Genomic DNA, 24578 nt, shown 5'->3' with positions numbered 1-24578 from the left:
TCGCCCTGCCCCGCCCCTCGACCTGCCCGCCCCGCCCTCGCTGCCCAAGGTCACCCCCTCCCCCACCGTGACCCCACCGCCCAAGATCACCCTCGAACCAGGATGTAGTGGCCTCTCACTGACCCGAGGCCACTACATCCTGGTTCGAGCACGATCTTCAACGAAGACCACGCGTGATGATCATGGATTCGGGTCGGACGGGAGGCGGGGCCGCGCAGGGCGGACAAAAGGGTGGTCGCGAGGGTGGAGCGGGGCGGGCAGAGCGAGGCGCGAGGCGCAGGGCGGGGCGGGCAGGGCGAGGCGCGAGGCGCAGGGCGGGGCAGGGTGGGACGGGGCGAGGCGTAGGGCGGGAGGCGGGGCGGGGGCGGGCGGGGTCAGGAACGGAACGGGCCGCGTACCTCGTAGGTGATGCCACCGGCGGAGATGCCGGCCGTGCCGCGCTGGGAGGAGAAGTAGAGCCGGCTGCCGTCGGGGGAGAACGCCGGCCCGGTGATCTCCGAGGAGGACTGCCCGGTGATCCGCAGGAACGGCGTCACCACCCCGCTCGGGGTGATCATGTTGATCTCCATGTTGCCGCCGTCCTCGGCGACGTAGAGGTCACCGGAGCGGGTGCCGGTGATGTTGTCCACCCCGGTCAGTGGGGCGGCGCCACCGGTCACCAGCGAGTCGTCGTACGCGAGGTCGATGCGCTGGCCGACCGCGTCGTACGCCCAGACCCGGTTGTCGCCCTTGGTGGTGAACCAGCAGGTGCCGTCGGCGTACCAGCAGCCCTCGCCGCCGGTGAACCGCTTCGCCCCGGCGACCTGGTTGCGGGTGGCCGTCGGCGAGCCGTCCGGGTCGGGCACCCGGGCCCAGCTCACCGGGCCGCTGGTGGCGGTGCCGGCGACCAGTACCTCCAGGGTGCCGGCGGAGAGGTCGCCCCAGACGGTGGGGCGGAACCGGTAGAAGCAGCCGTCGGTCTCGTCCTCGGTCAGGTAGATCACCTGGCGGACCGGGTCGGCCGCCGCCGCCTCGTGTTTGAACCGGCCCAGCGCGGGGCGCTGCACCGCGGCGGTGCCGCCCTGCGGGTAGGTCTCGTAGACGAAGCCCCGGCTGGTCTCCTCGCAGGACAGCCAGGTGCCCCACGGGGTCGCGCCACCGGCGCAGTTCTGGTTGGTGCCGGACAGGATGCGGTACGCGGAGGTGACCGTGCCGTCGGCGGCGAACCGCACCGCCGACGCGCCGCCGCTGGGGGTGACCTCCGAGTTGGAGACGTAGATCCAGCCGGTGCCGGCGGCGAAGCAGGCGCCGCCGTCGGGCGCGGGATGCCAGGTGTACGAGGTGCCGGGCACCGTCTGCCGGGAGCGGGCGATCACCCGGCTGGTGAAGCCGGCGGGGAGTTGGATGCCGTTGCCGTCGGCGCTGCCGAGCGGCCCGTAGGGGCCGGTGCCGGGCTGGGCCGGTGCGGCGGACGCGGCGCCGGACCAGAGGCTGCCGGCGAAGGCGGCGGCCCCACCGGCGACGGTGGCGCGCAGGACGGTACGACGGTCCATCGGAACCTCCGGGGGATGCGAGCGGTGCCGCCGAAGTTACCGACGGTGGCGGTGCCGGAGGTGAACGTCAGACGAGGACCGGCCGACGAGCGGATGAGTCCTTGCCTCCGGTCGGGTACGCTTGCCGGCGTGACGCGTACGTATCGATGGTTTAGGCAGCCGGCTGCGGAGCCGGTGACCTCACCATGAGCTGACGTCACCGCGTTTCGAGCCGGCCGGGCAGGAGCCTTGAGCTTCCTGCCCTTCTGTTTACGAGCAGCCGGCTCGACCCGGGCACCGGCCCCGGGCACGGTCGGCGGAAGGACTCCCACCGTGACGACCCCGGACAACGGGCCCACCCCGGACAACGGCGCGGTCATCGACCAGCGGATCGACCGTGTCGTGCCGCTGACCACCCCCGCCCTGCTCCTGCACGAGCTGCCCCTGGACCCGCCGCTGGCCTCGGCCGTGTTGGCCGGTCGGCGTGACGTCGGCCGGGTGCTGGACCGGGCCGACGACCGGCTGCTGGTGGTGGTCGGCCCGTGCTCGGTGCACGACCCGGCGGCGGCACTGGAGTACGCGCACCTGCTGCGCGAGGCCGCCGACCGGCACGCCGACGACCTGCTGGTGGTGATGCGGGTCTACTTCGAGAAGCCGCGTTCCACGGTCGGTTGGAAGGGCCTGATCAATGATCCGGCGCTTGACGGTTCCGGTGACGTGAACACCGGCCTGCGTACCGCGCGGGCGCTGCTGCGCGACGTGGTCCGGTTGGGGCTGCCGGTGGGCTGCGAGTTCCTCGACCCGATCACCCCGCAGTACATCGCCGACACGGTGGCCTGGGGCGCGATCGGGGCCCGGACGGTGGAGAGCCAGGTGCACCGGCAGCTCGCCTCCGGCCTGTCCATGCCGATCGGCATGAAGAACCGCCCCGACGGCAGCATCGGCACCGCCGTGGACGCGATCCGGGCGGCCGGGGTGCCGCACGTCTTCCCCGGCATCGACGTCTCCGGCACCCCGGCGATCATGCACACCCGGGGCAACGCCGACGGGCACCTGGTGCTGCGCGGCGGCGGGGGCCGACCCAACTACGACGCCGAGTCGGTGGCCGGGGCGTTGGACCTGCTGCGGGCGGCCGGGCTGCCGGAGCGGCTGGTGGTCGACGCCAGCCACGCCAACAGCGGCAAGGACCACCGCAACCAGCCGAGGGTGGCCGCCGACGTGGCCGCCCAGCTCGCCGCCGGTCAGCGCGGCATCGTCGGCATCATGTTGGAGAGTTTCCTGCTGGAGGGCCGCCAGGACCTGGACCCGACCCGGGAGCTGACCTACGGCCGGTCGGTCACCGACGCCTGCATCGACTGGGACACCACCGCGGAGGTGCTGGAGCACCTCGGGGCCGCCGTCCGGGCCCGCCGGGCCACCCTGCCCACCCCGGCCTGACGGGTTTGACCGTTTCGGCCCCGGGTAGCAGGGCGGGGTGACCGACGACGCGCCCATGACCGGCGACCTGCCCGGGACCGACCAGCCGGACCTCCGGCAGCTCGACGAGCTGCTGGACGAGATCTACCACGGCCAGGAACGGCTCAGCCAGGCCGACATCTACCGCTCGGCGGTCAGCGCGGACCTGCCGGCGGAGCTGCTCACCCGGGTCGCCGCCCTCCCCGAGGGGGAGTACGCGGTCGACGAGGTGGCCGACCTGCTGGGTGGGTCGGCAGGCTGACCGGCCGTCACCGGGGCGAGCTGATGCCGGGGTCACGCCGCCGGCTGGCGAGAGGAGATCGAGATGTCCGACCATGAGGAACACCACGAGCGGGTGCCGGCCCTCGGCCAGCCCCCCGAGGGACAGGACACCCTGCCCGAGCCGGATTTCGCCAACGAGCACGAGCGGACCGCCGTCGACCGGGACGTGATCACCGGCGCGGACGCCGACGAGCGGGAACCGGAGGCGTCGCGCGGTTGGGCGGGCGAGGACCACGGCACCACCCCCACCTGAGCGGGTGGCGACGGATGACGGGAAGGGGCCGGCGGACACGATCCGCCGGCCCCTTCCGGGTGTACGGGTCACCCCTCGTCGTGCCGGCCGCCCTCGGCGGCCTGCTGTGCCACCGCGTACCCCATCTGGAGGAAGTCGGACGCGGCGACGGCGGTCAGCGCGGTCGCCACCAGCCGGGTCAGCCGGGGGGCCAGCACCAGGCCGCCGGTGAGCCCGGTGGCCACCCACACGGCCAGGCAGAACGGGCAGCTGAGCAGCTCACCGATCGCGTGCCGGGTGGAGCTGCCCTGGTCGCGGACCTGCTCCATCACCTCGCCGCTGCCGATCGGGCGGTCGTAGCGGGTGAACGGGGCCCGTAGCGGGCTGGTCACCGCGTCCTTGGACAGCAGCCGGCTCAGCTTGTGGGTGGCGACGGCGAGCAGCACCACGTCGCCCGGGGCGGGTCGTTCGGGCACCGGCCGGCCGGTCGCCTTCACCAGTGCCGCGATGGACGCGGTCACCCCGGCGTAGGTGCCCATCGCGGCCAGGTAGCCGCCCAGCGGCCGGTGCTCGTGCGGCGCGTACGCCTGGCGCAGTCGCGCCACCTTCTGCTTCAGACCACCGTCGGTCACCGGGGCTCCTCGCTCGTCGTTCGCATCAGTGGGCGGTTCGTGGCATCCGTCGGATCAACCCGCGGTGAGGTTCTCGGCGACCTCGCGTTCGAGGTTGGCCAGGGACTCGTCGGCCAGCCCGGCGGCCGACCCGGCGGGCAGTTCCAGCCGCACCCGGGCACCGCCGGAGTCGCCCGGGGTGACCTCCAGTTCGGCCGTCCCGTCCGGGCCGTCCCAGCGGGCCCGTAACTCGTGGTCGTACCGGCTGGTCGGGGCCGCGCCGTCGGCCCGCAGCGGCGCGGGCAACCAGGCGTCGATCCGGTCGGGGTCGGTGGCGGTGCTGAACACCACCTCGGGCGGCGCGGACATGCCGCGCTCGGCGGGGGTGGCCATCACGCCCCCCGCAGCCGGTGCGGGTCCACCTCGCGGCCGGGGTGCCGGGCCAGGTACTCGGTCTCCAGTTCGGCGGTGCGCCGCAGGTGGTTGGCGAGCGCCGAGTCGGCGGCGTGCCGGAGCGTGTCGAGCCGGGTGCGGTGCAGGCTCTGCAACTCGCGGATCAGGTCGTCGTCGCCGAGTTCGGCCGGGTCCACCCCGATCAGTTCGCCGTCGGTTTCGGAGAGCACGGTGGTCGGGTGGTGGACGTGGTCGCCGTCCCACTCGGGCATGCGCTGCTCCGGGCTGCCGTCGCCGGACCGGTGCGCTGATGCGGTCATGTCGCCCCCTCGGGCTCGACTGGGCTGGTGTCTAGACGGTTGCCCAGCCCAGGTGTCACCAAACCCGTCGGCGCGCTGGCTACGACGCCGCGTCGGAGACGGCGTGCCGTCCCGGTACCCTCGACGGCATGAAGCGGCTCTGGACACCGGCGTGGATCCTCCGCCACGTGGCCCTGGTCGTCCTGGTGACGGGCTTTCTGGCGCTGGGCTGGTGGCAGATCAGCCGGGCCGCTTCCGGCAACACGCTGAGCTGGGCGTACGCGGTGGAGTGGCCGATCTTCGCCGGCTTCGTGGTCTTCGTCTGGTGGCGTGAGGTCCGGCACACGCTGCGTGGTCCGCGCGCCGGGTCGCCGTCGACCACCGCGCCGGACCCCGGCGGGGCGTCCTCCCCCGGACCGGCCACCCCGACGGTACGCCGTCCGGTGCGGGTCGCCCGGGTGCCGGCCGCCCCGGCCGACGGTGCGGACGACGCCGACCTGGCCGCGTACAACCGCTATCTGACCTGGTTGAACGACAATCCGGGCGCGAGGCCCGGCGACTATCCCGGCTGAGGCCGGTCGGAAGGACGGACGACGGTGGGCGGAGCCCTTACCCGGTACCGCGTGATCGCCTGGATCGTGGGCGTGGCGCTGGCCGTGCTGGTGCTGATCGGCATGCCACTGAAGTACGCGTTCGACGAGCCGATCGTGGTGGCGGTCGTCGGCACCGCACACGGCTGGCTCTATCTGCTCTATCTGGCCGCCACCTTCGATCTGGGGCGTCGGGTGGACTGGCCGTTGAAGCGGATGCTGCTGGTGATGCTCGCCGGCACGGTGCCGTTCGTGTCGTTCGTGGCGGAGCGGAAGGTGACCCGCGAGCTGGCGGCGACCGCGCACCCCCGTACGCCGGAGCCTGCCGCTCTCTGACGGGGGCCGGTGTCAGCGGGTCGGTCGCCAGTGGCGGGTGGTGGGTGACGGGTCGTCGGCGTCGGGGTAGCGGTGTTGTTCGCGGGCCTGGTGCAGGGCGTCGACCACCTGGTCGAACTGGTCCCGGTCGTCGCTGCTGAACAGCAGCAGCTCGGTGCCGTGGCAGTGGCCGTGCAGTTCGTGGGCCGGTGGCCGCCAGCGGTCCCCGAGCAGCACCAGCAGCACGGGCAGTAGGCACACCGCGCCCAGCCCCAGGTACGCCCCGGCGGTGAGCCGCTCCAGCCCTCCGGTGAAACCGAGCAGCACACCGGCCGTGCCCGCGCCGACGGCGGCGAGCGTGACGATCCGGGCGGCGAGCCGGTCGTGCGGGCCCCGTCCGGTCCGTAGGTGGGTGAGGTCGGCGACGGCGTAGCTGCTCCGGCCGGCGGTGAACCGTTCGGTGGTCACCACGATCCCGGGCCGGGCGTACAGCAGGGTGGTCGGTCGGGACCAGCGTGGCGGCGGTCGGGTGCTGGTGCGGTCTGCCTGCACGGCGTCCTCCCAGGGGGCCGGCGGGGCCGGTGGACCCCACCGCGACGCCATCTGCGCACGGCGGGATTCCCGGCCGGGGCTCCATTCTGTTGCCGGCACGCCCGGCCCGCGCTCCGATTTCCGACAGTTCCGACGAGCGCCACCTACCCGACCGCCGGCATCTGACCACCAATTCGGTTTTATCCGGCTTTACCGTCTCGATCCACGCCGGCATCCGTCTGGAACGACGAATGGGACCTTCCTCGCCAACCACTCAGAAGTCGGTGCCCGGTCGTCCGCCGGGCACCACCGGCGTCACCTGCCACAACGACCCGCCGCAGCGCTCCGCCAACATTCGCCGCGGCTTTGTCTGCGCGTCACTCCCGCCACAGGTTAGGTTGATCGGGCCGGCACGGTAAACGGCCGTCCATCCGGACGGGCCCGGCCGGTGTCACCGGGGGCTCAGCATCCTCCGGTGACCGGTGGGAGAGGAGTCTTCCGCTCTTGTCGTCCTTACGGATGCTGCTGCGAACCCTGGCGGTCGCCGGCCTGTCGGCCGCGCTGATCGCCCCGTCGGCGCCGGTCCGGGCCGAACCGTCGGTCGCCGACCTCACCGCCCGGATCGAGAGGTCCTCGGCGGAGCTGGAACGGATCGTCGAGTCGTACAACAAGCTCAACGAGGAGATCAAGACGAACCAGGCCACCGCAGCCGGTCTGCACGCGCGGATCGGCCCGCTGGAGGCCCAGGCCGCGCAGAGCCGCGCCGCCGTGGGGCAGATCGCCGCCACCGCCTACAAGACCGGTGGGCTGCGCACCGCCGAGGCGATCCTCGACCCGGCCGGCGGCTCGCTGGTCGACCGGCTCGGCACCCTCGACCAGCTCACCCGGCACCGCCAACAGCAGATCGACGGGTACACCGCCGACCAGCGGGCGTTGCTCGACCAGAAGGCCCGCCTCGACAGCACCCTGGCCCGGCAGGCCGCCCAGTCCCGGGCGGTCGCCAAGACCAAGAAGCGCATCGAGCAGGACCTGGCGGAGCTCTACGAGATGCGCCGGGCGGCGTACGGTCGGGCGACCGAGGCACCGGTGAAGAAGCCGAAGAGTTCCGCCTCCGCCGACACCCCCGACGCACCGGCCGTCTCCGGCAGCGCCGGAGCCGCCGTCCGGTACGCCTACGGCGCGATCGGCAAGCCGTACGTCTGGGGGGCCGAAGGACCCAACGGGTACGACTGCTCCGGCCTGACCCTGGCCGCGTGGCGGTCCGCCGGCAAGCGGCTGCCGCACAACGCGGCGATGCAGTGGAACGCGACCTCCCGGGTCAGCCGTGGCGAGCTACGCCCCGGTGACCTGGTCTTCTATTCGGGGTTGGGGCACGTGGCCCTCTACGTCGGCGACGGTCAGGTGATCGACGCGCCGAGCGCGGGCCGCAACGTGCTCAAACGCAAGATGAACATGATGAGCATCGCCGGCTACGGTCGGGTCCGCTGACCGGTACGGCAACGGCGAACGGCCGGCGTCCCCCTATCGGACGCCGGCCGTTCGCCGTCATTACTACCAGCTCAGACCGTTGACGGGCCGCTCGGTTCGGGTCGGGTGGTACGCCCGACCGGGCCGACTCAGGCCGCCTGGAGGCCCTCCGCACGGGCCAGCTCGCGCAGCCGGCCGAGCGCCTGGATCTCCAACTGCCGGATCCGCTCCCGGGAGAGCGAGAAGCGCGACGCGACCTCGGTCAGCGAGTGCTCCCGCCCGTCCTCCAGGCCGTACCGGGCCCGCATGATGCCGGCGGACCGGTCGTCGAGGTGGTTGAGCAGACCCTCGATGCGCTGCCGCTCCAACCCGGTGAGGACGATGTCCTCCGGCGACGGGGCGTCACTGTCGGCGACCAGGTCACCGAGGTTGGTGTCACCGTCGTCGCCGACCGGGGTGTCCAGCGAAACGGTGTCCTGCGACCAGCGCCGCAGCTCGTTGACCCGCTCCACGGTGACGCCCAGTGCCGTCGCGATCTGCTCCGGCTCCGGGTCGCTGCCCAGCTCACGGGTGAGTTGGCGGGCCACGTTGCGCATCCGGTTGACGTCCTCGACCAGGTGCACGGGCAGCCGCACCGTACGCTCCTGCTGGGCGATCGCCCGGCTGATCGCCTGACGGATCCACCAGGTGGCGTAGGTGGAGAACTTGTAGCCCCGCTCGTAGTCGAACTTCTCGACCGCGCGCACCAGACCGGTGTTGCCCTCCTGGATCAGATCCAGCATGGGCATCCCGGACCGCACGTACCGGCGGGCGATCGACACGACCAGCCGCAGGTTGGCCCGGATGAAGAGATCCTTCGCCCGTTCCCCCTCGACGACCAGCCGCTCCAGGTCGTCCCGGTCGGCCCCGTCGGGAACCCGGTCCTCGCCGAGCAGGTGCTCGGCGTAGAGCCCGGCCTCGATCGCCTTGGAGAGGTCGACCTCCTTGGCGGCGTCCAGCAGTGGCGTCCGGGAGATCTCGTGAAGGTAGACGCCGACCAGGTCACGCTCCTCGGCGACCTCGTCGGTTCGCATGCCGATGTTCTTGTCCACGGTGTCCACGGTCCCCTCGCTCGCGCCGGTTGCCCGGTTCCTTGCCATCCCCACGTCCATCAGCCCTCCCCCGCTGCCCAGCCGGTGCTGACACCTGCACAACAGTTCGGACGGGTCGGGGATTCCATGTCGTGAGTCGAAAGTGTCACGAATGCCTGAGTGCCAGCTGAAAGCCCGGTCCACGTTTGCTGTCAGCCTCCCCGTGGGACTGCTGACGTCCTCCGGGTCGGCGCTGGTGGGACGTGGTGTCGCCGACCGAATTCCGAGTGTCGCGCCATTGCGACACTCCGACCCGGAGCGACCCTCGTCACCGCCCGACGGCGATCCCGGTCACTGCCAGATACGGGCCGGTGGACCGGTTGGTTCATCCGGCACTCCTGGATTACCCCACGCCCCGAACAACAATCGGCGTCGTGACGGACGTCCCGGTGGCACGGTGTTCTCCATCACTGCGGCCCGGCGTCCGGGCCGGTGGGACGCCACGGCAGGGGTCGGGAACGGCACGGGGGTGGGAACCGGGACGGATCAGGACGCGAGCAGGGCGATCGCGCCACGGACCTGGTGCGCGGTACGGGCCAGCGCGGCCCGTGCCACGGCGATCTCGGCGCCGGAGAGCAGCGAGACCAGTGCGGTCTTGAGGTCGCCGTCGGCCTCGTGCAGGGCCCGCCGGGAGACCTCCTCGGTGCACCCGGTCGCCTCGATCAGGATGGAGATCATGCGGCCCCGCAGCTTGGCGTTGGTGGCCACCATGTCGATCATCAGGTTGGAGTAGACCCGACCCAGTCGCACCATCACCGCCGTGGAGAAGGTGTTCAGCACCAACTTCTGCGCGGTGCCCGCCTTCATCCGGGTCGAACCGGTCACCACCTCGGGGCCGGTGTCGACCCCGATGACCACGTCGACCTCGCCGGCTGCCCGGACCTCCGGATTGGCACAGAGCAACACGGTCGAGGCGCTGCGCTCCCGGGACGCACCGAGCGCACCGAGGACGTACGGTGTGCGCCCGCTGGCCGCCAGTCCGACCACCAGGTCCCCGGCGGCCACGCACCGGGCGGCCTCCGCCGCGCCGCCGCGCAGGTCGTCCTCGGCGTCCTCCACGGCCTGCCACATCGCGTCCGGGCCACCGGCCAGGTGCGCGCAGAACCAGCCGCGCGGCGAGTTGAAGGTGGGGGCCAGCTCGGCGGCGTCGATCACTCCGAGCCGGCCGGACGTGCCGGCGCCGAAGTAGTGCACCCGGTGCCCGCCGCGCAGCGCGGTCACCGCGAGGTCGACGGTCACCGCGATCTCGTCCAGCACGGCCGCCACCGCCGCGGGCACCTTCCGGTCGGCGTCGTTGATGACGGTGAGCACGTCGCGGGTCGACATCAGGTCGAGATCGGTGCTGTGCGGGTTGCGCCGTTCGGTGGGCGCACCGACCCGGACCACCGGCCGCAGGTCGACCACACCCTCGGTGCCCTGCTGCTCCACCGTGTCGTCCGGCCGGGTCGGGCCGGTGGTCACGAACGCCTCCGGCTGCCGCCCACCCGGTGTGTCCGCACCGCCTCGGCGGTGACCTCCAGCGCCCGGCGGGCCCGTGCCCGGTTCCGGGCGGCCACCCCCACGAAGAGGCAGTCGACCACGGTGAGCTGCGCCAGCCGGCTTGCCATCGCGCCCGAGCGGTACGTCGTCTCGCGGGCGGCGGTGGTGAGGACGAAGTCGGCGACCTCGGTGATCGGCGAACGGGGGAAGTTGGTCAGCGCGACGGTGACCGCGCCCCGGGTGCGGGCCTGTTCGAGCACCTCGATCACGTCGGAGGTGGTGCCGGTGTGCGAGATGCCGACCGCCACGTCGCCCTTGCCGAGCAGCGCGGCGGAGGTCAGCGCGGTGTGCACGTCCGGGAAGGAGAAGGCGATCCGGCCGATGCGGTGCAGCTTCTGCTGGAAGTCGGAGGCGACGAACCCGCTCGCGCCGGCACCGTAGACCTCGATCCGGCCCGCGCCGACGATCGCCTCGACGACCTGCTCGCAGACGGCCGGGTCGAGCTGCTGGGCGGTCTCCTCGACGGCCCGGGCGTCGTTGAAGGCGATGGTGGCGATGATCTGGGCCAGGTCGGCGCCGGGCGGGATGTCCCCACCGACCACCCGGGCGTCCGGCGGCTCGATCCGGCGGGCGGCCTCGGCGGCGAGCCGGATCCGCAGCTGCGGATAGCCGTCCATGCCGACGGACCGGCAGAACCGGATGACGGTGGCCTCGGAGGTCTCGGCGGCGGTGGCGAGGTCGGTGATGGTCCGTCGGGCGGCGTCGGCGGGGTCGGCGACGACCAGGCGGGCGACCCGCTGCTCGGCGGGGGACAGCGACGGGAGCAGGCCGCTGATGTGGACGATCAGCCCACCCGGCTCGTGACTCACAGAAATCTTCGGACTCTTCGCCACGGATGAAACTTACTTTCATGAGCCGCGAGCCGTCAACCATGACCGCGCGTATCCGACAGGAAGTATCCCCCGGCACCGGGGGCGTTCCGGCACAGACTCCCATTTGCGCAGCCTGACGCACCTCGGCCGGTCCGGTGGAATCGCCTCGGTCTACGGTCGGGCCTGGGCGGCGACCGGCTCCCGCCCGACGCCGTCGGTCGCCGGGGCGGACGGTCCGGTGTCGTCCGGCGGATCGACGGCCACCGGGACGGCCCCCTCCTCCGGCGGCAGCCAACGCGCCAGGTGCGCCCGGATCCGCCGGGACACCTCGTCCGGCCCGCCTCCCGCGTCGACCACCACGAAACCCGGGTACTCGGGCAACGACCGGTAGGCCGCGTCGGCGGCGGTCAACCAGCCCATCGTCTCGTGGTCCTCACCCCGTCGCTCGATGCGCCGGTACGCCTCGACCGGGTCGACGGTGAGCAGAAAGGTGACCTGCGGCGCGGGAAAGACCCGGTAGCCGGCCCGCGCCAGCCGCTCCCACCGCTGGCCACCGTGCGCCCGGATGCTGGCGTACTGGCAGGCGGAGTAGCGGTCCATCACGGCGGTCCGCCCGGTCACCAGGCAACTGAGCAGCGCGGCGGCGATCGCCAGCCAGCGCAGCACGGACTCCACGGCGAGCATCCCGTCCCGGCCCACCAGCCCCTGTGCGTCGGAGCGGCCGAACCGGTGGGCGACCCGGCCGAGCCAACGCCGACCGCTCGCGTTGCGGTGGTAGGTGGCCGGCCGCCCGGCCGAGGTCAACGCGGCGGCGAGCCGGTGCGCCTGGGTGGTCTTGCCCGAACCGTCGATGCCGATCAACGCGACGCGACGCAGTCGGGGCCTACCGTCGGTCGCGCGCCGTGATCTGGCCACCCTGCACAGACTATCCGACCCGCGCACACCCGCTGTCCGATCGGGTGCCCGGTGGGCGCGATGACCGCATCGGTCCACCGGCCCAGGTGTGGGCGGGCGGGCAGCCGGGTACGCAACGTCATTTCCCACCGACCATCCACGACGGGAGAGACCAGATGGCCGAGCGCGGGGACGTCAGCCTCCTGCACACCCTCAAGCGGGTCGCCGCCGTGCTCAAGCAGAACGAGATCCCCTTCGCGCTCGGCGGCAGCTTCGCCGTCTATGCGCACGGCGGCCACTCCAGCGAGCACGACGTGGACTTCCTGCTCCCCGAGGAGCACGTCGAGCGGGCGTTGGAGGCGCTGACCGACGAGGGCTTCACCGCCGAACGCCCGCCGGAGGACTGGCTGGTCAAGGTCTACGACGACGGGCGGATGGTGGACCTGATCCACCGGCCGGTGGAGACCCCGGTCACGCACGAGACCCTCGCCGACACCGTGATCCGCCCGGTGGACGCCATCCGGATGCCGGTGCTGTCGGCGACCCGGCTGATGGTGCACAAGCTGCTCAGCTTCTCCCAGCACTACTGCGACTTCGCCCGGGGCCTGCCGCTGGCCCGGTCGCTGCGCGAACAGATCGACTGGGAGCGGGTACGCAAGGAGACCCAGCACTCGCCGTACGCCGAAGCGTTCCTGATGTTGCTGGACCGGCTCGACGTCGTCCCGTACGGGGGGACGCCGGTGCCGTACGCCCGTATCCCCGAGGAGAGGGAGACCCCGTGACCGAGCACAGCGCCGGCCCGCCGGACGAGTACGTCGAGGCGGCGATCCAACGGCTGCTGACCGAGGACCCGGACGTCGCCGAGCAGGGCATCACCGTGGCCCGTCGGGAACGCGGCCTGGTCCTCACCGGCGAGGTGGAGAGCCCGCAACGGCGGGCCGAGATCCTGCGTCGGGTGGCCGAACGGTTCCCGGACGAGGCGATCACCAGCGACATCGGGGTGATCCGCGCCCAGGCGCCGGCCCAGGTCGAGGAGCTGCCGTGAGGAGGACCCGATGATCCGGATCGCCGCCGTCGGCGACGTCCACCTGGACGCCGACGTGCTGGGCCGGTTCCGCCCGGCCCTGGAGGAGCTGCCCGACTGCGCCGACGTGCTGCTGCTCGCCGGTGACCTGACCCGGCACGGCACCGAGGCCGAGGCGCGCTGCGTCGCCCAGGAGTTCGGCGGCCTCGGGGTGCCGGTGGTCACCGTGCTCGGCAACCACGACCACCAGTGCGACCAGGTGCCGCAGGTGGTCAAGGTGCTGGAGGATGCCGGGATCACCGTGCTGGAGGGGACCGGCACGGTGCTGGAGTGCCCCGGCGGCCGGCTCGGGGTGGCCGGCGTCAAGGGCTTCGGCGGCGGGTTCGCCGGCCGGTGCGCCAGCGACTTCGGCGAGCCGGAGATGAAGTCGTTCGTCCGGACCAGCAACGAGAGCGCGGCGGCGTTGGGTGAGGCGCTGCGCGGGCTGGACTGCGACCTGCTCGTCGCGCTGACCCACTACGCCCCGGTACCGGACACCCTGGCCGGTGAGCCGTTGGAGATCTACCCGTTCCTCGGGTCGTACCAGCTGGGTCAGGCGATCGACTCGGCGCCGACGGCGCTCGCCCTGCACGGCCACGCGCACGCCGGCACCGAACGCGGTGTCACGCCCGGCGGGGTGCGGGTACGCAACGTCGCCCATCCGGTGATCAAGCAGGCGTACAGCGTCTTCCACCTGGGAGATCAAATCGACTGAGAAGCAGGTTTTCGGGATCGGGCCGCCGGGTATTCAGCAGCCATGGAGCTGATTCTCTGGATTCTCGCAGTCGTACTCGTGGTCGCCGGCATCCTCGCGCTGTTCCGCCGGCAGATCCTGTGGGGCATCGTCCTCATCGTGGTCGGCCTTCTGGTCGGCCCGGGTGGTGTCAGCATCTTCAATTGACGCCGGTACCCGCACCTGACCCGCCGGGGTCGTCGCCCCCGGAAGCCCCGTCCTCCCAGACAGGGGCCTCCGGCATCGACGACCCCGGCGTCATGCTGTGCGGGGGTGGTACCCCGCCCGGGGCGACCGCTGCCCGGTGACGCGACCGGGCCGGCCCACGCCGGGCCGGGGGCGGGTTTTTGCCGGGGCGTACCGGGGAAATATCTTGACCATGGAGACAACCCGGAGCGACCGGCGGACCGGCACCGCGCGGACCTGGTGGATGCTGCTCGCCTTCGGCGCGGCCGTCACCGTCGCCGCCGCGATCGGCGGGCTGGGGGTGTCCGGCACCAGCGACGAGTACGCCGCCCTGCGCCAGCCGGCCTGGGCCCCACCCTCGTGGCTGTTCGGCCCGGTCTGGACCCTGCTCTACGCGATGATCGCGGTCGCCGGCTGGCTGGTCTGGCGGCGGGTCGGCTTCGGCCCGGCGGTCTGGGCCTGGGTGGCCCAGCTGGTGCTGAACGCGATCTGGACCCCGCTCTTCTTCGGCGCGGGCCGCTACGGGCTGGCCTTCGCCGAGATCGTGCTGATGTGGCTGGCGATCGCCGTGACGGTGGTCGCCTTCTGGCGGATCTCCCGGCCGGCGGCGGCCCTGATGGTGCCCTACTGGGCCTGGGTCACCTTCGCCGCCGCGTTGAACTTCTCGATCTGGCAGCTCAACAGCTGACGTCGCCGCCCCGGGGCGACCCGGGGGTCGTCGTCGGGCCGGGGGCGGGTCCGCCCCCGGCCCGACGGGTCCGGTCTCAGCAGCGGGGCACGTTCGGGATGTAGCCGTCGTGGCCGGTGTAGACGTAGGCGTCGGCGATGAACCGGCCGGAGCCGATCCGGTCCCAGATCGCGCTGGTGCCGTAGGTGCCGGTGACCGTGGTGCCGCTGGTCTGGCAGCCGATGGTGACCTTGGTGCCGTCGGCGACCGTGCCGACCGAGGCGTAGCCGGTGCCCGGCCCGGACCGCACGGTCAGCGGGGTGCCGGCGGTGTCGACCGTGCCCGACCCGGTGCCGCTGGAGCAGCCGTTGCCGCTGGTGTACGTCTTGGTGCCCCAGTACAGCGCGACCGTGCCGTTGAACTTGACCTTGATGTCGTCGCCGTTGAGGCGCTGCTCGTAGTGCAGGTGCGGGCCGGTGGAGCCGCCGGTGGAGCCGACCCAGCCGATCACCTTGCCGTAGCCGACCTGCTGCCCGACCGAGACGTTGAAGCCGTTGAGGTGGGCGTAGTAGGTCGTGTAGCCGCCGCCGTGGTCGATCCGGACGTACTTGCCGTAGCTCGTACCGCCGAGGTCGGTGACCCGGTCGACGGTGCCGGGGGCGCTGGCGACCACCGGGTCACCGACGTCGTCGGTGCGGTTGAAGTCGATCGCGTTCGCCGGGCTGTGGTCCGACCGGGTCTGGCCGGACCAGGACTGGTTGCAGGGGAAGGGCACCTTGAACGTGGGTGCGGCCCACGCCGGGCCGGCCGGCACCAGGATTCCGGTGACCAGCAGGAACGCTGCCAGCAGACTCCACCACCGTTTACGCATCCAGCACCTCCGATGTAGAGATTCTTCGATATCCTGCCCTGAGGGTGGCAGATATCGCCATCGATGGGAAGCGGTACGGACCCCTGCCCACCCCTATTCGGTGACCACGGGTGGGAGCGCGCCCACCTGCGGTGAGAGGGTTTCGTGATTGTTACCGGGCCGTGTCCACCAGGGGGTGGACCGATCGGGATGCAAGCGCTTACATGTGGGGACGACTCATCGGACCGGCGTCGGGTTTCCCCCACCTGTGGGCGCGCCGGCAAGGAAGGAGAACGGCATGGCGTTTGCCAGATCACGCCAGGCTCTCGCGATCGCCGGCGTGCTGGGGCTGGCGCTCGGCGCCGCCGCCTGTGGCACCGGCAACGACAAGAAGAGCAGCGACGCGGGCTCGGCCGAGTGCGCCGCATATGAGAAGTACGGCGACCTCGACGGCAAGAAGGTCACCGCCTACTCGTCGATCCGGGACATCGAGGCCGACCGGCTGGCCCAGTCCTGGAAGCAGTTCGAGGACTGCACCGGCATCGAGATCGACCACGAGGGCTCCGGCGAGTTCGAGGCCCAGCTCCCCGTCCGGGTGCAGGGTGGCAACGCGCCCGACATCGCCTTCATCCCGCAGCCGGGCCTGATCAAGCGGTTCGTCGACGGCGGCAACCTCAAGCCGGTCTCCGCCGCCACCAAGACCGAGGCCGAGGCGAACTACTCCCCCGACTGGCTGAAGTACACCACCATCAACGGCCAGTTCTACGGCGCCCCGCTGGGCTCGAACGTCAAGTCGTTCGTCTGGTACTCGCCGAAGACCTTCAAGGAAAAGGGCTGGTCGACCCCGACCACCTGGGACGAGCTGATCAAGCTCTCCGACACCATCGCGGCCAGCGGCACCAAGCCGTGGTGCGCCGGCATCGAGTCCGGTGACGCCACCGGCTGGCCGGCCACCGACTGGATCGAGGACGTGCTGCTGCGTACGGCCGGACCCGAGGCCTACGACAAGTGGACCACCCACGGCATCCCGTTCAACGACCCGCAGGTCGTCGACGCGCTCAACCGGGCCGGCACGATCCTCAAGAACGACAAGTACGTCAACGGCGGCTTCGGCGGCGTGAAGAGCATCGCCACCACCTCCTTCCAGGAGGCCGGCGTGCCGATCACCACCGGCAAGTGCGCCCTGCACCGGCAGGCGTCCTTCTACGCCAACCAGTGGCCCGAGGGCACCAAGGTGGCCGAGGACGGCGACGTCTTCGCGTTCTACTTCCCGTCCATCGACCCGGCCAAGGGCAAGCCGGTGCTGGGTGGCGGCGAGTTCGTCGCGGCCTTCACCGACCGTCCCGAGGTCCAGGCGGTGCAGACCTACCTCGCCTCCGGCGAGTACGCCAACAGCCGCGCCAAGATCGGTGACTGGGTGTCGGCGAACAAGAAGCTCGACCTGGCCAACGTCCCGAACCCGGTGGACAAGCTCTCCGTGGGCATCCTCCAGGACCCGAAGACCGTGTTCCGCTTCGACGGTTCCGACCTGATGCCGGCCGCCGTCGGCAACGGCACCTTCTGGAAGGGCATGGTCGACTGGATCAACGGCAAGGACACCAACACGGTGCTGAACGGCATCGAGAGCACCTGGAAGTGAGCTGAGACGGTGGCCCGGTCCGTGGTGACGGACCGGGCCACCGTCGGGTAACGAACCCTTGAGAGGGAGGGTCGATGGAGTTCGACTTCGCTGAGGAACAGCCGAAGTTCCTCATGCTGATGTACGGGCTGATCGCTTTCGTCGCGGTGGTGGGCGGTCTGCTCCTGCTCCTCGACGTGGTGCCGGCCTGGTTCGCCCGCCGTCGGGAGGCGCAGTTGGTCGCCGCCTCGACCGGCGGTGGTCCACTGCCCCGCCGACGCAAGCCGCGGGAGGGGCTGTTCGCGCTGTTCTTCCTGTTGCCGACGTTGCTGCTGCTCAGCATCGGGTTGGTGGTGCCGGCGCTGCGGACCGTCCTGCTCTCCTTCATGGACGCCGGCAGCAAAGACTGGGTGGGGCTGAGCAACTACAGCTGGATGTTCTCCGAGGACTCGATCGTCCGGGTCCTGCTCAACACCCTGATCTGGGTGCTGCTGGTGCCGCTGGTGGCCACCAGCTTCGGCCTGCTCTACGCCGTGATGGTGGACAAGGCCCGGTTCGAGTCCATCGCCAAGTCACTGATCTTCCTGCCGATGGCGATCTCGTTCGTCGGCGCCAGCATCATCTGGAAGTTCGTCTACGCCTACCGCAGCGAGGACCAGGACCAGATCGGCCTGCTCAACCAGGTCGTGGTCAGCCTCGGCGGAGAACCCCGGCAGTGGCTGCTCGACTCACCGCTGAACACCTTCCTGCTCATCGTCATCATGGTCTGGATCCAGGCCGGTTTCGCCATGGTCGTGCTCTCCGCGGCGATCAAGGCGATCCCGGCGGACATCGTGGAGGCGGCCCGCCTCGACGGGGTCAGCCCGTGGCAGATGTTCTGGCAGATCACCATGCCGAGCATCCGTCCGGCGCTGATCGTGGTGGTGGTGACCCTGTCGATCGCCACGCTCAAGGTCTTCGACATCGTCCGGACGGCCACCAACGGCAACTACGACACCAGCGTGATCGCCAACGAGATGTACAACCAGGCGTTCCGGTACGGCGAGAACGGGCAGGGCTCCGCCCTGGCGGTCTTCCTCTTCATCCTGGTGATCCCGATCGTGATCTACCAGATCCGCAACCTGCGTCAACAGCGGGAGGGCTGAGATGACCACCGCCACGCCCACCGTCGGAGCCGGGGCCCAGGCCGCCGGGAAACCGACCACCACCGCCGGCCGGGTCCGTAACCGGCTCAACAGCCGCACCGCCACCCTGGTCTCGATCGTGATCGCACTGCTCTGGACGATCCCGACCTTCGGCCTGTTCATCTCCTCGTTCCGCCCCGAGGCGGAGATCAAGTCCACCGGCTGGTGGACGTTCTTCACCGACCCGCAGTTCACCCTGGAGAACTACCAGGACGTGCTCTTCGGCTCCTCCTCCTCGTCGGGCCAGCTGGCCAGCTACTTCATCAACTCGCTGGCCATCACCATCCCCTCGGTGCTGTTCCCGTTGGCCTTCGCCTCGCTCGCCGCGTACGCACTGGCCTGGATCAACTTCCGGGGGCGGGACTGGCTCTACATCGCGATCTTCGCGATGCAGATCGTGCCGTTGCAGATGGCCCTGGTGCCGCTGCTGAAGTTCTTCTCGACCGGGGTCACCGTGGCCGGTGTGCAGCTGATGCCGGCCTGGAACCTGGTGGACGAGCAGAAGTTCGCCCAGGTGTGGTTCGCGCACACCTGCTTCGCGCTGCCCTTCGCGGTGTTCCTGCTGCACAACTTCGTCTCGCAGCTGCCCCGGGACCTGATGGAGGCGGCCCGGGTCGACGGGGCCACCCACCCCAAGATCTTCCGCACCATCGTGCTACCGCTGATCACCCCGGCCCTGGCTGCCTTCGGCATCTTCCAGTTCCTCTGGGTCTGGAACGACCTGCTGGTCGCACTGATCTTCGCCGGGGGCGGCAACGAGACCGCCCCGCTCACCGTGCGGCTGGCCGAGATGGCCGGCACCCGGGGCAACGAGTGGCAGCGGCTCACGGCCGGCGCGTTCGTCTCGATCGTCGTACCGCTTGTCGTGTTCCTGTCGTTGCAGCGCTTCTTCGTGCGCGGTCTGCTCGCCGGCAGCGTCAAGGGTTGAGGTCCGTTCGCCGCCGCCCGGCAGCACCGGGCGGCGGCGGAGGGCGGCGCGGAGCGGGGGAACCACAGCGTGACCAGGATCGACGACGTGGCCCGGCTGGCCGGGGTCTCCACCGCCACCGTCTCACGGGCGTTGCGCGGCCTGCCGACGGTGTCGGCCGCGACGCGCCGCCGGGTGCTCGCCGCCGCCGAACAGCTCCAGTACGCGGTGTCGCCGAGCGCCTCCCGACTGGCCGGCGGCCGGACCGGCACCGTCGCCGTGGTGGTCCCCCGGATCACCCGCTGGTTCTTCGGCACCGTCGTCGAGGCGGTCGAGGAGTTCCTCCACGACTCCGGTTACGACCTGCTGCTCTACAACCTCGGCGGGCGGGAGCAGGTGCGGCAGCGGGTGCTGCGCACCGCCAACCTGCACAAGCGGGTCGACGCGATCGTGCTGGTCGCCACCCCGCTGCGGCCGGCCGACCTGACCGCCCTGGCCGAGCTGGACCTGCCCGGCATCACCATCAGCTCCGGCAGCACGGTGCCGGGTTGGCCCTGCGTCCGGATCGACGACGTCGCGGCGGCCCGGACCGCCACCCGGCACCTGCTCGACCTGGGCCACCGACGGATCGCCCACATCTCCGGCGACCCGACCGACGAGTTGGCCTTCACCACCCACACCGACCGTCGTCGGGGCTACCGGGAGGCGCTGCGCCGCGCGGGTCTGCGCCCCGATCCCAGCCTGGACATGGAGTCGCAGTTCACCATCGACGGCGGCAACCAGGCCACCGTCGAACTGCTGGCCCGGGGCGAACCACCCACGGCGATCTTCGCCGCCTGCGACGAGATCGCGATGGGCGCGATGACCGCGCTGCGCGACGCCGGGTTGCGGGTGCCGCAGGACGTCAGCGTGATCGGCGTGGACGACCACGACCTGTCCGGCGTGCTCGGGCTGAGCACCATCGCCCAGCCCGCCGCCGAGCAGGGCCGCCTCGCCGCCCGGTTGCTGCTCGATCCGCTGGGCACCGGCACCGTCGAGCCGTACGCCGGACGGGTGCCGGCTCCCCGCGGGGCCGGCGGCGACGGCACCACACCGATGCCGCCGGTGATCCTGCCCACTCGGCTGGTGGTACGGGAATCGACCGCCCCTCCCCGGGCACACTGAACGGATTCACCCCCGCACGGCACGGCACGTTCGACACAGGGAGAAGGCTCTGAACACCGACGCGAGGCAGCAGGACCAGTCCATGGGCGTGGCCCACGGATGGTGGACCGAAGCCGTCATCTACCAGATCTACCCGCGGTCCTTCGCCGACTCCGACGGCGACGGCATCGGTGACCTGCCCGGCATCACCGCCCGGCTCGGGCACCTGGCCGAGCTGGGTGTCGACGCCGTCTGGCTGTCGCCGTTCTACCCGTCGCCGCAGGCCGATGCGGGCTACGACGTCGCCGACTACCGCGACGTCGACCCGCTGTTCGGGAGCCTGGCCGACGCCGACGCGCTGATCGCCGAGGCCCGCGCGAAGGGCCTCAAGGTGATCGTCGACCTGGTGCCCAACCACACCTCGTCGGCGCACCGCTGGTTCCGGGCCGCCGTCACCGCCGCCCCCGGCAGCCCCGAGCGGGCCCGGTACGTCTTCCGCGACGGCCTCGGCCCGGACGGCGCGACGCCGCCCAACGACTGGCAGAGCGTCTTCGGTGGCCCCGCCTGGACCCGGCTCGTCGAGCCCGACGGCCGGCCCGGCCAGTGGTACCTGCACCTGTTCGACACCGCCCAGCCCGACCTCAACTGGGACAACCCGGAGATCCGCGCCGAGTTCCTGGACGTGCTCCGGTTCTGGCTGGACCGGGGGGTCGACGGTTTCCGGGTGGACGTGGCGCACGGCCTGATCAAGCAGGCCGACCTGGCCAACTGGGAGGAGCCGCAGGAGATCCTCTCCGGCAACGAGGCGGACAAGCCGCGCCCACCCATGTGGGACCAGGACGGCGTCCACGAGATCTACCGGGACTGGCGGCAGGTGCTCGACTCCTACGACGGCGCGCGGATCCTGGTCGCCGAGGCGTGGGTGGAGCCGGCCGAACGGATCGCCCGCTACGTCCGCCCCGACGAGATGCACCAGGCGTTCAACTTCGAGTACCTGCTCGCCGCCTGGACGGCCCCCGCCCAGTACGCGGTGATCACCCGCTCGCTGGAGGCCACCGACGCCGTCGGCGCCCCCACCACCTGGGTGCTGTCCAACCACGACGTCATCCGGCACGCCTCCCGGATGGGCCTGTCCGCCCAGGGCGGCCGACCCAACGGAATCGGCATCGGCGACCCCCAGCCGGACGCCGCGCTGGGCCTGCGCCGGGCGAGGGCGGCCACCCTGCTGATGCTGGCCCTGCCCGGCTCGGCCTACCTCTTCCAGGGCGAGGAGTTGGGGCTGCCGGAGCACACCACGCTGCCCGACGAGGCCCGGCAGGACCCGACCTGGGAGCGCAGCGGCCACACCCAGCGGGGCCGGGACGGCTGCCGGGTGCCGATCCCGTGGGAGGCCGACGCCCCGTCGTACGGCTTCGGCCCGACCGACGCCAGCTGGCTGCCGCAACCGCCGCTGTGGGCCGAGTACGCCCTGGACCGGCAGCAGGGGGTGGCCGGTTCGACGTACGAGACGTACCGGACCGCGTTGCGGCTGCGCCGCGAGCACGGCCTGGGCCGGGGCACCCTGGAGTGGCTCTCCTCCGGCGACGAGACGCTGATCTTCCGCAACGCCGGGCTGACCGTGCTGACCAACTTCGGCACGGCCGCGGTGCCGCCGCCGGCCGGGGAGCTGCTGCACAGCAGCGCGCCGCTGGACGCTGACGGCCGGGTTCCCACCGACGTCACGGTCTGGGTCCGGCACTCCTGACCCACTCCGGCACCGCCGGGCGCTGCATCCACCGTTGGTGCAACGCCCGGCGGTGCCCGGCGCTCGGGCGGCTTCGCTCCCGACGGTGCCCGGCGCTCGGGCGGTGCAGCTCCCCGACGGTGCCCGGCGCTCGGGCTCACCGGTGACACCTGCCGGGCGGGACGGGACCGGCCCGGGTACTGCCGGTCGCGTCCTTTCGAGCTGATGACGTCAGCGACTCACCGACCCGGATGACATGCACCCACCAAAGTGACGACAGCAGCTCTGCGGCGGAAGGCCCGCCCCAAGCCGATCGGCCCGGAAGTCCCGTCCCGCCCGCACCGGCCTCTCAGGCACGACGACGGGCCACGGACGGCGACGCGTTCGGGCTGGCTGGTGATCCGTCAACGTCATCAGCTCGAAAGGACGCGACGGGGTGTACCTGCCCGGCCCGACCGAGCGGGAGCGACACGGCCCGTTCCCGCCCACACCCGAACGGCGCGGACCACACCCGAACAGCGCGAACCACGCGCGAGCCGCGCGGCCGGCCCGACCACACCCGAACAGCGCGAACCACACCCGAACAGCGCGAACCACACCCGAACAGCGCGACCGGGCCCGACCAAACGCGAGCAGCGCGAACACGAGCCGCGCGACCAGGCCCGACCACACGCGAGCGGTCCGACCGTGCCCAGCTAAGCCGGAGGCGGCCGGACCGCCCCGCCTCCGCGACCCCACCTCCGCGACCCGGCCCCGGCAGGCAGGCCCCGGTAGGCAGGCCCCGGTAGGCAGGCCCCGGTAGGCGGACCCCGCCAGGCGGGCCCCGGCGGGCAGGTCAGCGGCGGGCAGGTCAGCGGCGGGCGGCGCGATCGTGCAACAGGTCGCGGACCGCGGTGATGTCACGGGGTGAGGTGCGCGAGGCCAGCCAGTACATCAGCCCGGTGGGGATGAAGAAGAGCTGGAACGCGGCGAGCCCGACCGCGTAGTTCAACGGCGGCGGGAAGGCCACCCGCAACGCGTGGAAGGCCGCCCCGACCAGCCCGTTGCCGGCTGCCCGGCCGACCCCGTTGACGAGGTTACCCAGGCTGTAGACGGTGCCCCGGTGCTCCGGCGGGTTGACGTCGGCGATCAGGGCGAACCAGTTCGGCGAGTTCGCCGAGGTCAGCGCCAACGCCACCAGGGCCGTCAGCAGGCTCAGCCCGACCGTCGGCTCGGTCACCACGCTGGCCAGCACCGCACCCACCACCGCGCCGGTGCCGCCGCCGTCGGGCACGTCGATCCGGATCGGCACGAAGAACAGCACCAGGTAGAACGGCAGCGCCGCGAGGATGCCGACCGCCGCGACCAGGGCCCGCCCCCGGGGGGTACGCCGTTGCAGCGCGTCCCCGGCCAGCCCGCCGACGATGGAGAACACCCCGCCGAGCTGGAACAGGGTGGCGAAGACGCTGCCCACCACGACCGCCGTCGCCGCCGAGTAGCCCTGCCCCTGCGCCCGCTCGGCGAACAGCACCGGCAGCCACACCAGCGAGCCGAACGCCGCCTGCGCGGTGAGGCCCTGCATGATCAGCCAGCGGTTGGTCCGCCGGCCCAGGATGCGCGGCAGGTCGGCCCGGGTGATCCGGTAGTCGTACTCGACGCCCGCCTCGATCGCCCCGGCCAGCTCCGGTTCGCTCTGCCCGCGCCGGATGTCGTACGTCAGCAGGTAGGCCACCGTGGCGGCCAGACCGACCACGGTGAGCAGCAGGAACGGGCGTCGCCAGTCAGTCGCGCCGAGCAGCCCGCCGGTGAGCGTACCGGCCAGGGTGCCGACCCCCTGGGACAGCCCCCAGAAGCTCATCACCAGCCCCCGGCGACGCGGGGAGATCAGGTCGGTCACCACCGAGAACCCGACCGAGCCGACCGCGCCCAACCCGACCGCGGCGACCAGTTGCGCGGCGAGGAACGTCGGGAAGCCGGTGGCGAACGCGCTGCCGCCGGTGCCGGCCGCCCAGACCAGTGTGCCCACCATCAGCAGCGGCTTGCGGTTGGTCCGGTCGCCGACGTACGCCCAGGCCACCGCCGCGACCGCGCTGACCAGGAAGCTCACCGCCGTGACCAGGCCGAGCATCCGCTGCGGCACCCCCAGCGCCCCGGAGATCGGCCCGTACAGCGGAGGCACCAGGCCGATCGCCACGTTGTCCAGCGAGGCGAGCACCACGAACACCACGACGCTGTAGAGGCGGTGCGCCGTGTTTCCGCGCCGGGGCATCCTGCTGCCGGTCATGTCCGGCAGCCAACCAGGTGGGTCCCCCGGCCCGACGGGCACCCCCGCCGGGGCGGCACCGCCGACCCCGTCCCTGCGGGATCACCACGCCCGACGGGCGGCCGGGCCCTCGTCGGAGGTGACCGGCAGGACCACGGGGGACCCGGTCGTCGACCGGTGACCGGCCCCCGTGCGCCGGTC

Annotated in this window: 27 protein-coding genes; 16 read left to right on the top strand and 11 right to left on the bottom strand. The window is 71.9% G+C overall.

Annotation, left to right across the window (positions count from 1 at the left end):
• Positions 1-374: 374 nt before the first annotated feature.
• A complete protein-coding gene (locus AB0B63_RS06405) occupies positions 375-1532 on the bottom strand; it encodes an alkaline phosphatase PhoX (RefSeq protein WP_357015038.1) in 1158 nt (385 codons plus the stop codon).
• Between the two features lie 312 nt (positions 1533-1844).
• On the opposite strand from AB0B63_RS06405, the gene AB0B63_RS06400 reads away from it, so the two are divergent.
• The 3 genes from AB0B63_RS06400 (at position 1845) to AB0B63_RS06390 (ending at position 3501) form a co-directional block, all read left to right on the top strand.
• Positions 1845-2948 carry a 3-deoxy-7-phosphoheptulonate synthase gene (locus AB0B63_RS06400; protein ID WP_208568481.1) on the top strand — a complete coding sequence of 368 codons (1104 nt, stop codon included), beginning with the start codon at positions 1845-1847 and terminating at the stop codon, positions 2946-2948.
• Positions 2949-2985: 37 nt separating this feature from the next.
• Positions 2986-3228: a hypothetical protein gene (locus tag AB0B63_RS06395; RefSeq protein WP_208568480.1), complete on the top strand. Its 243-nt coding sequence runs from the start codon at positions 2986-2988 to the stop codon at positions 3226-3228.
• 63 nt (positions 3229-3291) lie between these two features.
• Positions 3292-3501, top strand: a complete 210-nt coding sequence (locus tag AB0B63_RS06390; protein ID WP_208568479.1) for a hypothetical protein — start codon at positions 3292-3294, stop codon at positions 3499-3501.
• A gap of 68 nt (positions 3502-3569) precedes the next feature.
• On the opposite strand, the gene AB0B63_RS06385 is transcribed toward AB0B63_RS06390, so the two are convergent.
• From AB0B63_RS06385 to AB0B63_RS06375, 3 genes are read right to left on the bottom strand one after another with little or no spacing between them, the layout of a single operon-like run.
• Positions 3570-4112 carry a DUF1360 domain-containing protein gene (locus AB0B63_RS06385; protein WP_208568478.1) on the bottom strand — a complete coding sequence of 181 codons (543 nt, stop codon included), beginning with the start codon at positions 4110-4112 and terminating at the stop codon, positions 3570-3572.
• A gap of 54 nt (positions 4113-4166) precedes the next feature.
• Positions 4167-4484, bottom strand: a complete 318-nt coding sequence (locus tag AB0B63_RS06380) for a hypothetical protein (protein ID WP_208568477.1) — start codon at positions 4482-4484, stop codon at positions 4167-4169.
• Positions 4484-4804 (bottom strand): DUF6158 family protein, encoded by a 321-nt coding sequence (locus tag AB0B63_RS06375; protein WP_208568476.1) that lies wholly within the window; start codon positions 4802-4804, stop codon positions 4484-4486. Before AB0B63_RS06375 ends, AB0B63_RS06380 begins: the two co-directional genes overlap by 1 nt.
• A gap of 128 nt (positions 4805-4932) precedes the next feature.
• Between AB0B63_RS06375 and AB0B63_RS06370 the strand changes: the two genes are divergently transcribed.
• Positions 4933-5355: a hypothetical protein gene (locus tag AB0B63_RS06370; RefSeq protein WP_208568475.1), complete on the top strand. Its 423-nt coding sequence runs from the start codon at positions 4933-4935 to the stop codon at positions 5353-5355.
• A 24-nt stretch (positions 5356-5379) separates the two neighbouring features.
• A complete protein-coding gene (locus AB0B63_RS06365; protein ID WP_208568474.1) occupies positions 5380-5709 on the top strand; it encodes a DUF3817 domain-containing protein in 330 nt (109 codons plus the stop codon).
• A 12-nt stretch (positions 5710-5721) separates the two neighbouring features.
• Here AB0B63_RS06365 and AB0B63_RS06360 read toward each other — a convergent pair whose 3' ends face one another.
• A complete protein-coding gene (locus tag AB0B63_RS06360; protein WP_357015033.1) occupies positions 5722-6240 on the bottom strand; it encodes a DUF6232 family protein in 519 nt (172 codons plus the stop codon).
• Between the two features lie 483 nt (positions 6241-6723).
• On the opposite strand from AB0B63_RS06360, the gene AB0B63_RS06355 reads away from it, so the two are divergent.
• Positions 6724-7707, top strand: coding sequence for a C40 family peptidase (locus AB0B63_RS06355; protein WP_208568472.1), 984 nt, complete (start codon positions 6724-6726; stop codon positions 7705-7707).
• Positions 7708-7835: 128 nt separating this feature from the next.
• Here the strand turns inward: AB0B63_RS06355 and AB0B63_RS06350 are convergent, their stop codons facing one another.
• The 4 genes from AB0B63_RS06350 to AB0B63_RS06335 all read right to left on the bottom strand — a co-directional run bounded on the left by AB0B63_RS06350 (position 7836) and on the right by AB0B63_RS06335 (position 12082).
• On the bottom strand, positions 7836-8825 hold the full coding sequence (locus tag AB0B63_RS06350; RefSeq protein ID WP_208568471.1) for a sigma-70 family RNA polymerase sigma factor: 990 nt from the start codon (positions 8823-8825) through the stop codon (positions 7836-7838).
• A 477-nt stretch (positions 8826-9302) separates the two neighbouring features.
• Complete coding sequence (locus tag AB0B63_RS06345; RefSeq protein ID WP_208568507.1) at positions 9303-10202, bottom strand: N-acetylmuramic acid 6-phosphate etherase; 900 nt, start codon at positions 10200-10202, stop codon at positions 9303-9305.
• Between the two features lie 71 nt (positions 10203-10273).
• Entirely contained in the window at positions 10274-11188 is a 915-nt protein-coding gene (locus AB0B63_RS06340; protein ID WP_208568470.1) for a MurR/RpiR family transcriptional regulator, read from the bottom strand.
• Between the two features lie 150 nt (positions 11189-11338).
• Positions 11339-12082 (bottom strand): thymidylate kinase, encoded by a 744-nt coding sequence (locus tag AB0B63_RS06335; protein WP_208568469.1) that lies wholly within the window; start codon positions 12080-12082, stop codon positions 11339-11341.
• A 155-nt stretch (positions 12083-12237) separates the two neighbouring features.
• Here AB0B63_RS06335 and AB0B63_RS06330 point away from each other — a divergent pair, with 155 nt between their 5' ends.
• The 5 genes from AB0B63_RS06330 to AB0B63_RS06310 all read left to right on the top strand — a co-directional run bounded on the left by AB0B63_RS06330 (position 12238) and on the right by AB0B63_RS06310 (position 14731).
• Positions 12238-12843, top strand: a complete 606-nt coding sequence (locus AB0B63_RS06330; RefSeq protein WP_208568468.1) for a nucleotidyltransferase — start codon at positions 12238-12240, stop codon at positions 12841-12843.
• Positions 12840-13106, top strand: a complete 267-nt coding sequence (locus AB0B63_RS06325; protein WP_208568467.1) for a hypothetical protein — start codon at positions 12840-12842, stop codon at positions 13104-13106. Before AB0B63_RS06330 ends, AB0B63_RS06325 begins: the two co-directional genes overlap by 4 nt.
• A gap of 10 nt (positions 13107-13116) precedes the next feature.
• A complete protein-coding gene (locus AB0B63_RS06320; protein ID WP_208568466.1) occupies positions 13117-13839 on the top strand; it encodes a metallophosphoesterase in 723 nt (240 codons plus the stop codon).
• Positions 13840-13881: 42 nt separating this feature from the next.
• Positions 13882-14025 (top strand): GPGG-motif small membrane protein, encoded by a 144-nt coding sequence (locus AB0B63_RS06315; RefSeq protein WP_007464364.1) that lies wholly within the window; start codon positions 13882-13884, stop codon positions 14023-14025.
• 211 nt (positions 14026-14236) lie between these two features.
• The gene (locus tag AB0B63_RS06310) at positions 14237-14731 is read left to right on the top strand and encodes a TspO/MBR family protein (RefSeq protein WP_357015027.1); all 495 of its coding nucleotides are present in this window, start codon (positions 14237-14239) and stop codon (positions 14729-14731) included.
• 76 nt (positions 14732-14807) lie between these two features.
• Here the strand turns inward: AB0B63_RS06310 and AB0B63_RS06305 are convergent, their stop codons facing one another.
• Positions 14808-15581 carry a M23 family metallopeptidase gene (locus AB0B63_RS06305; RefSeq protein WP_208568464.1) on the bottom strand — a complete coding sequence of 258 codons (774 nt, stop codon included), beginning with the start codon at positions 15579-15581 and terminating at the stop codon, positions 14808-14810.
• Positions 15582-15858: 277 nt separating this feature from the next.
• Here AB0B63_RS06305 and AB0B63_RS06300 point away from each other — a divergent pair, with 277 nt between their 5' ends.
• From AB0B63_RS06300 to AB0B63_RS06280, 5 genes are all read left to right on the top strand, one after another.
• Entirely contained in the window at positions 15859-17199 is a 1341-nt protein-coding gene (locus AB0B63_RS06300) for an ABC transporter substrate-binding protein (RefSeq protein WP_357015025.1), read from the top strand.
• A gap of 74 nt (positions 17200-17273) precedes the next feature.
• Positions 17274-18323 carry a sugar ABC transporter permease gene (locus tag AB0B63_RS06295; RefSeq protein WP_208568462.1) on the top strand — a complete coding sequence of 350 codons (1050 nt, stop codon included), beginning with the start codon at positions 17274-17276 and terminating at the stop codon, positions 18321-18323.
• Between the two features lies 1 nt (position 18324).
• The gene (locus AB0B63_RS06290; RefSeq protein ID WP_208568461.1) at positions 18325-19290 is read left to right on the top strand and encodes a carbohydrate ABC transporter permease; all 966 of its coding nucleotides are present in this window, start codon (positions 18325-18327) and stop codon (positions 19288-19290) included.
• Positions 19291-19359: 69 nt separating this feature from the next.
• The gene (locus tag AB0B63_RS06285) at positions 19360-20433 is read left to right on the top strand and encodes a LacI family DNA-binding transcriptional regulator (RefSeq protein WP_208568460.1); all 1074 of its coding nucleotides are present in this window, start codon (positions 19360-19362) and stop codon (positions 20431-20433) included.
• Positions 20434-20515: 82 nt separating this feature from the next.
• Complete coding sequence (locus AB0B63_RS06280; protein ID WP_208568459.1) at positions 20516-22156, top strand: glycoside hydrolase family 13 protein; 1641 nt, start codon at positions 20516-20518, stop codon at positions 22154-22156.
• A gap of 829 nt (positions 22157-22985) precedes the next feature.
• Here the strand turns inward: AB0B63_RS06280 and AB0B63_RS06275 are convergent.
• The gene (locus AB0B63_RS06275) at positions 22986-24398 is read right to left on the bottom strand and encodes an MFS transporter (protein WP_219464399.1); all 1413 of its coding nucleotides are present in this window, start codon (positions 24396-24398) and stop codon (positions 22986-22988) included.
• Positions 24399-24578 lie beyond the last annotated feature (180 nt).

The sequence above is a fragment of the Micromonospora sp. NPDC049081 genome (assembly GCF_040648835.1).
GTDB lineage: Bacteria > Actinomycetota > Actinomycetes > Mycobacteriales > Micromonosporaceae > Micromonospora > Micromonospora antibiotica.
This window is presented reverse-complemented; position numbering and strand designations above follow the sequence as displayed.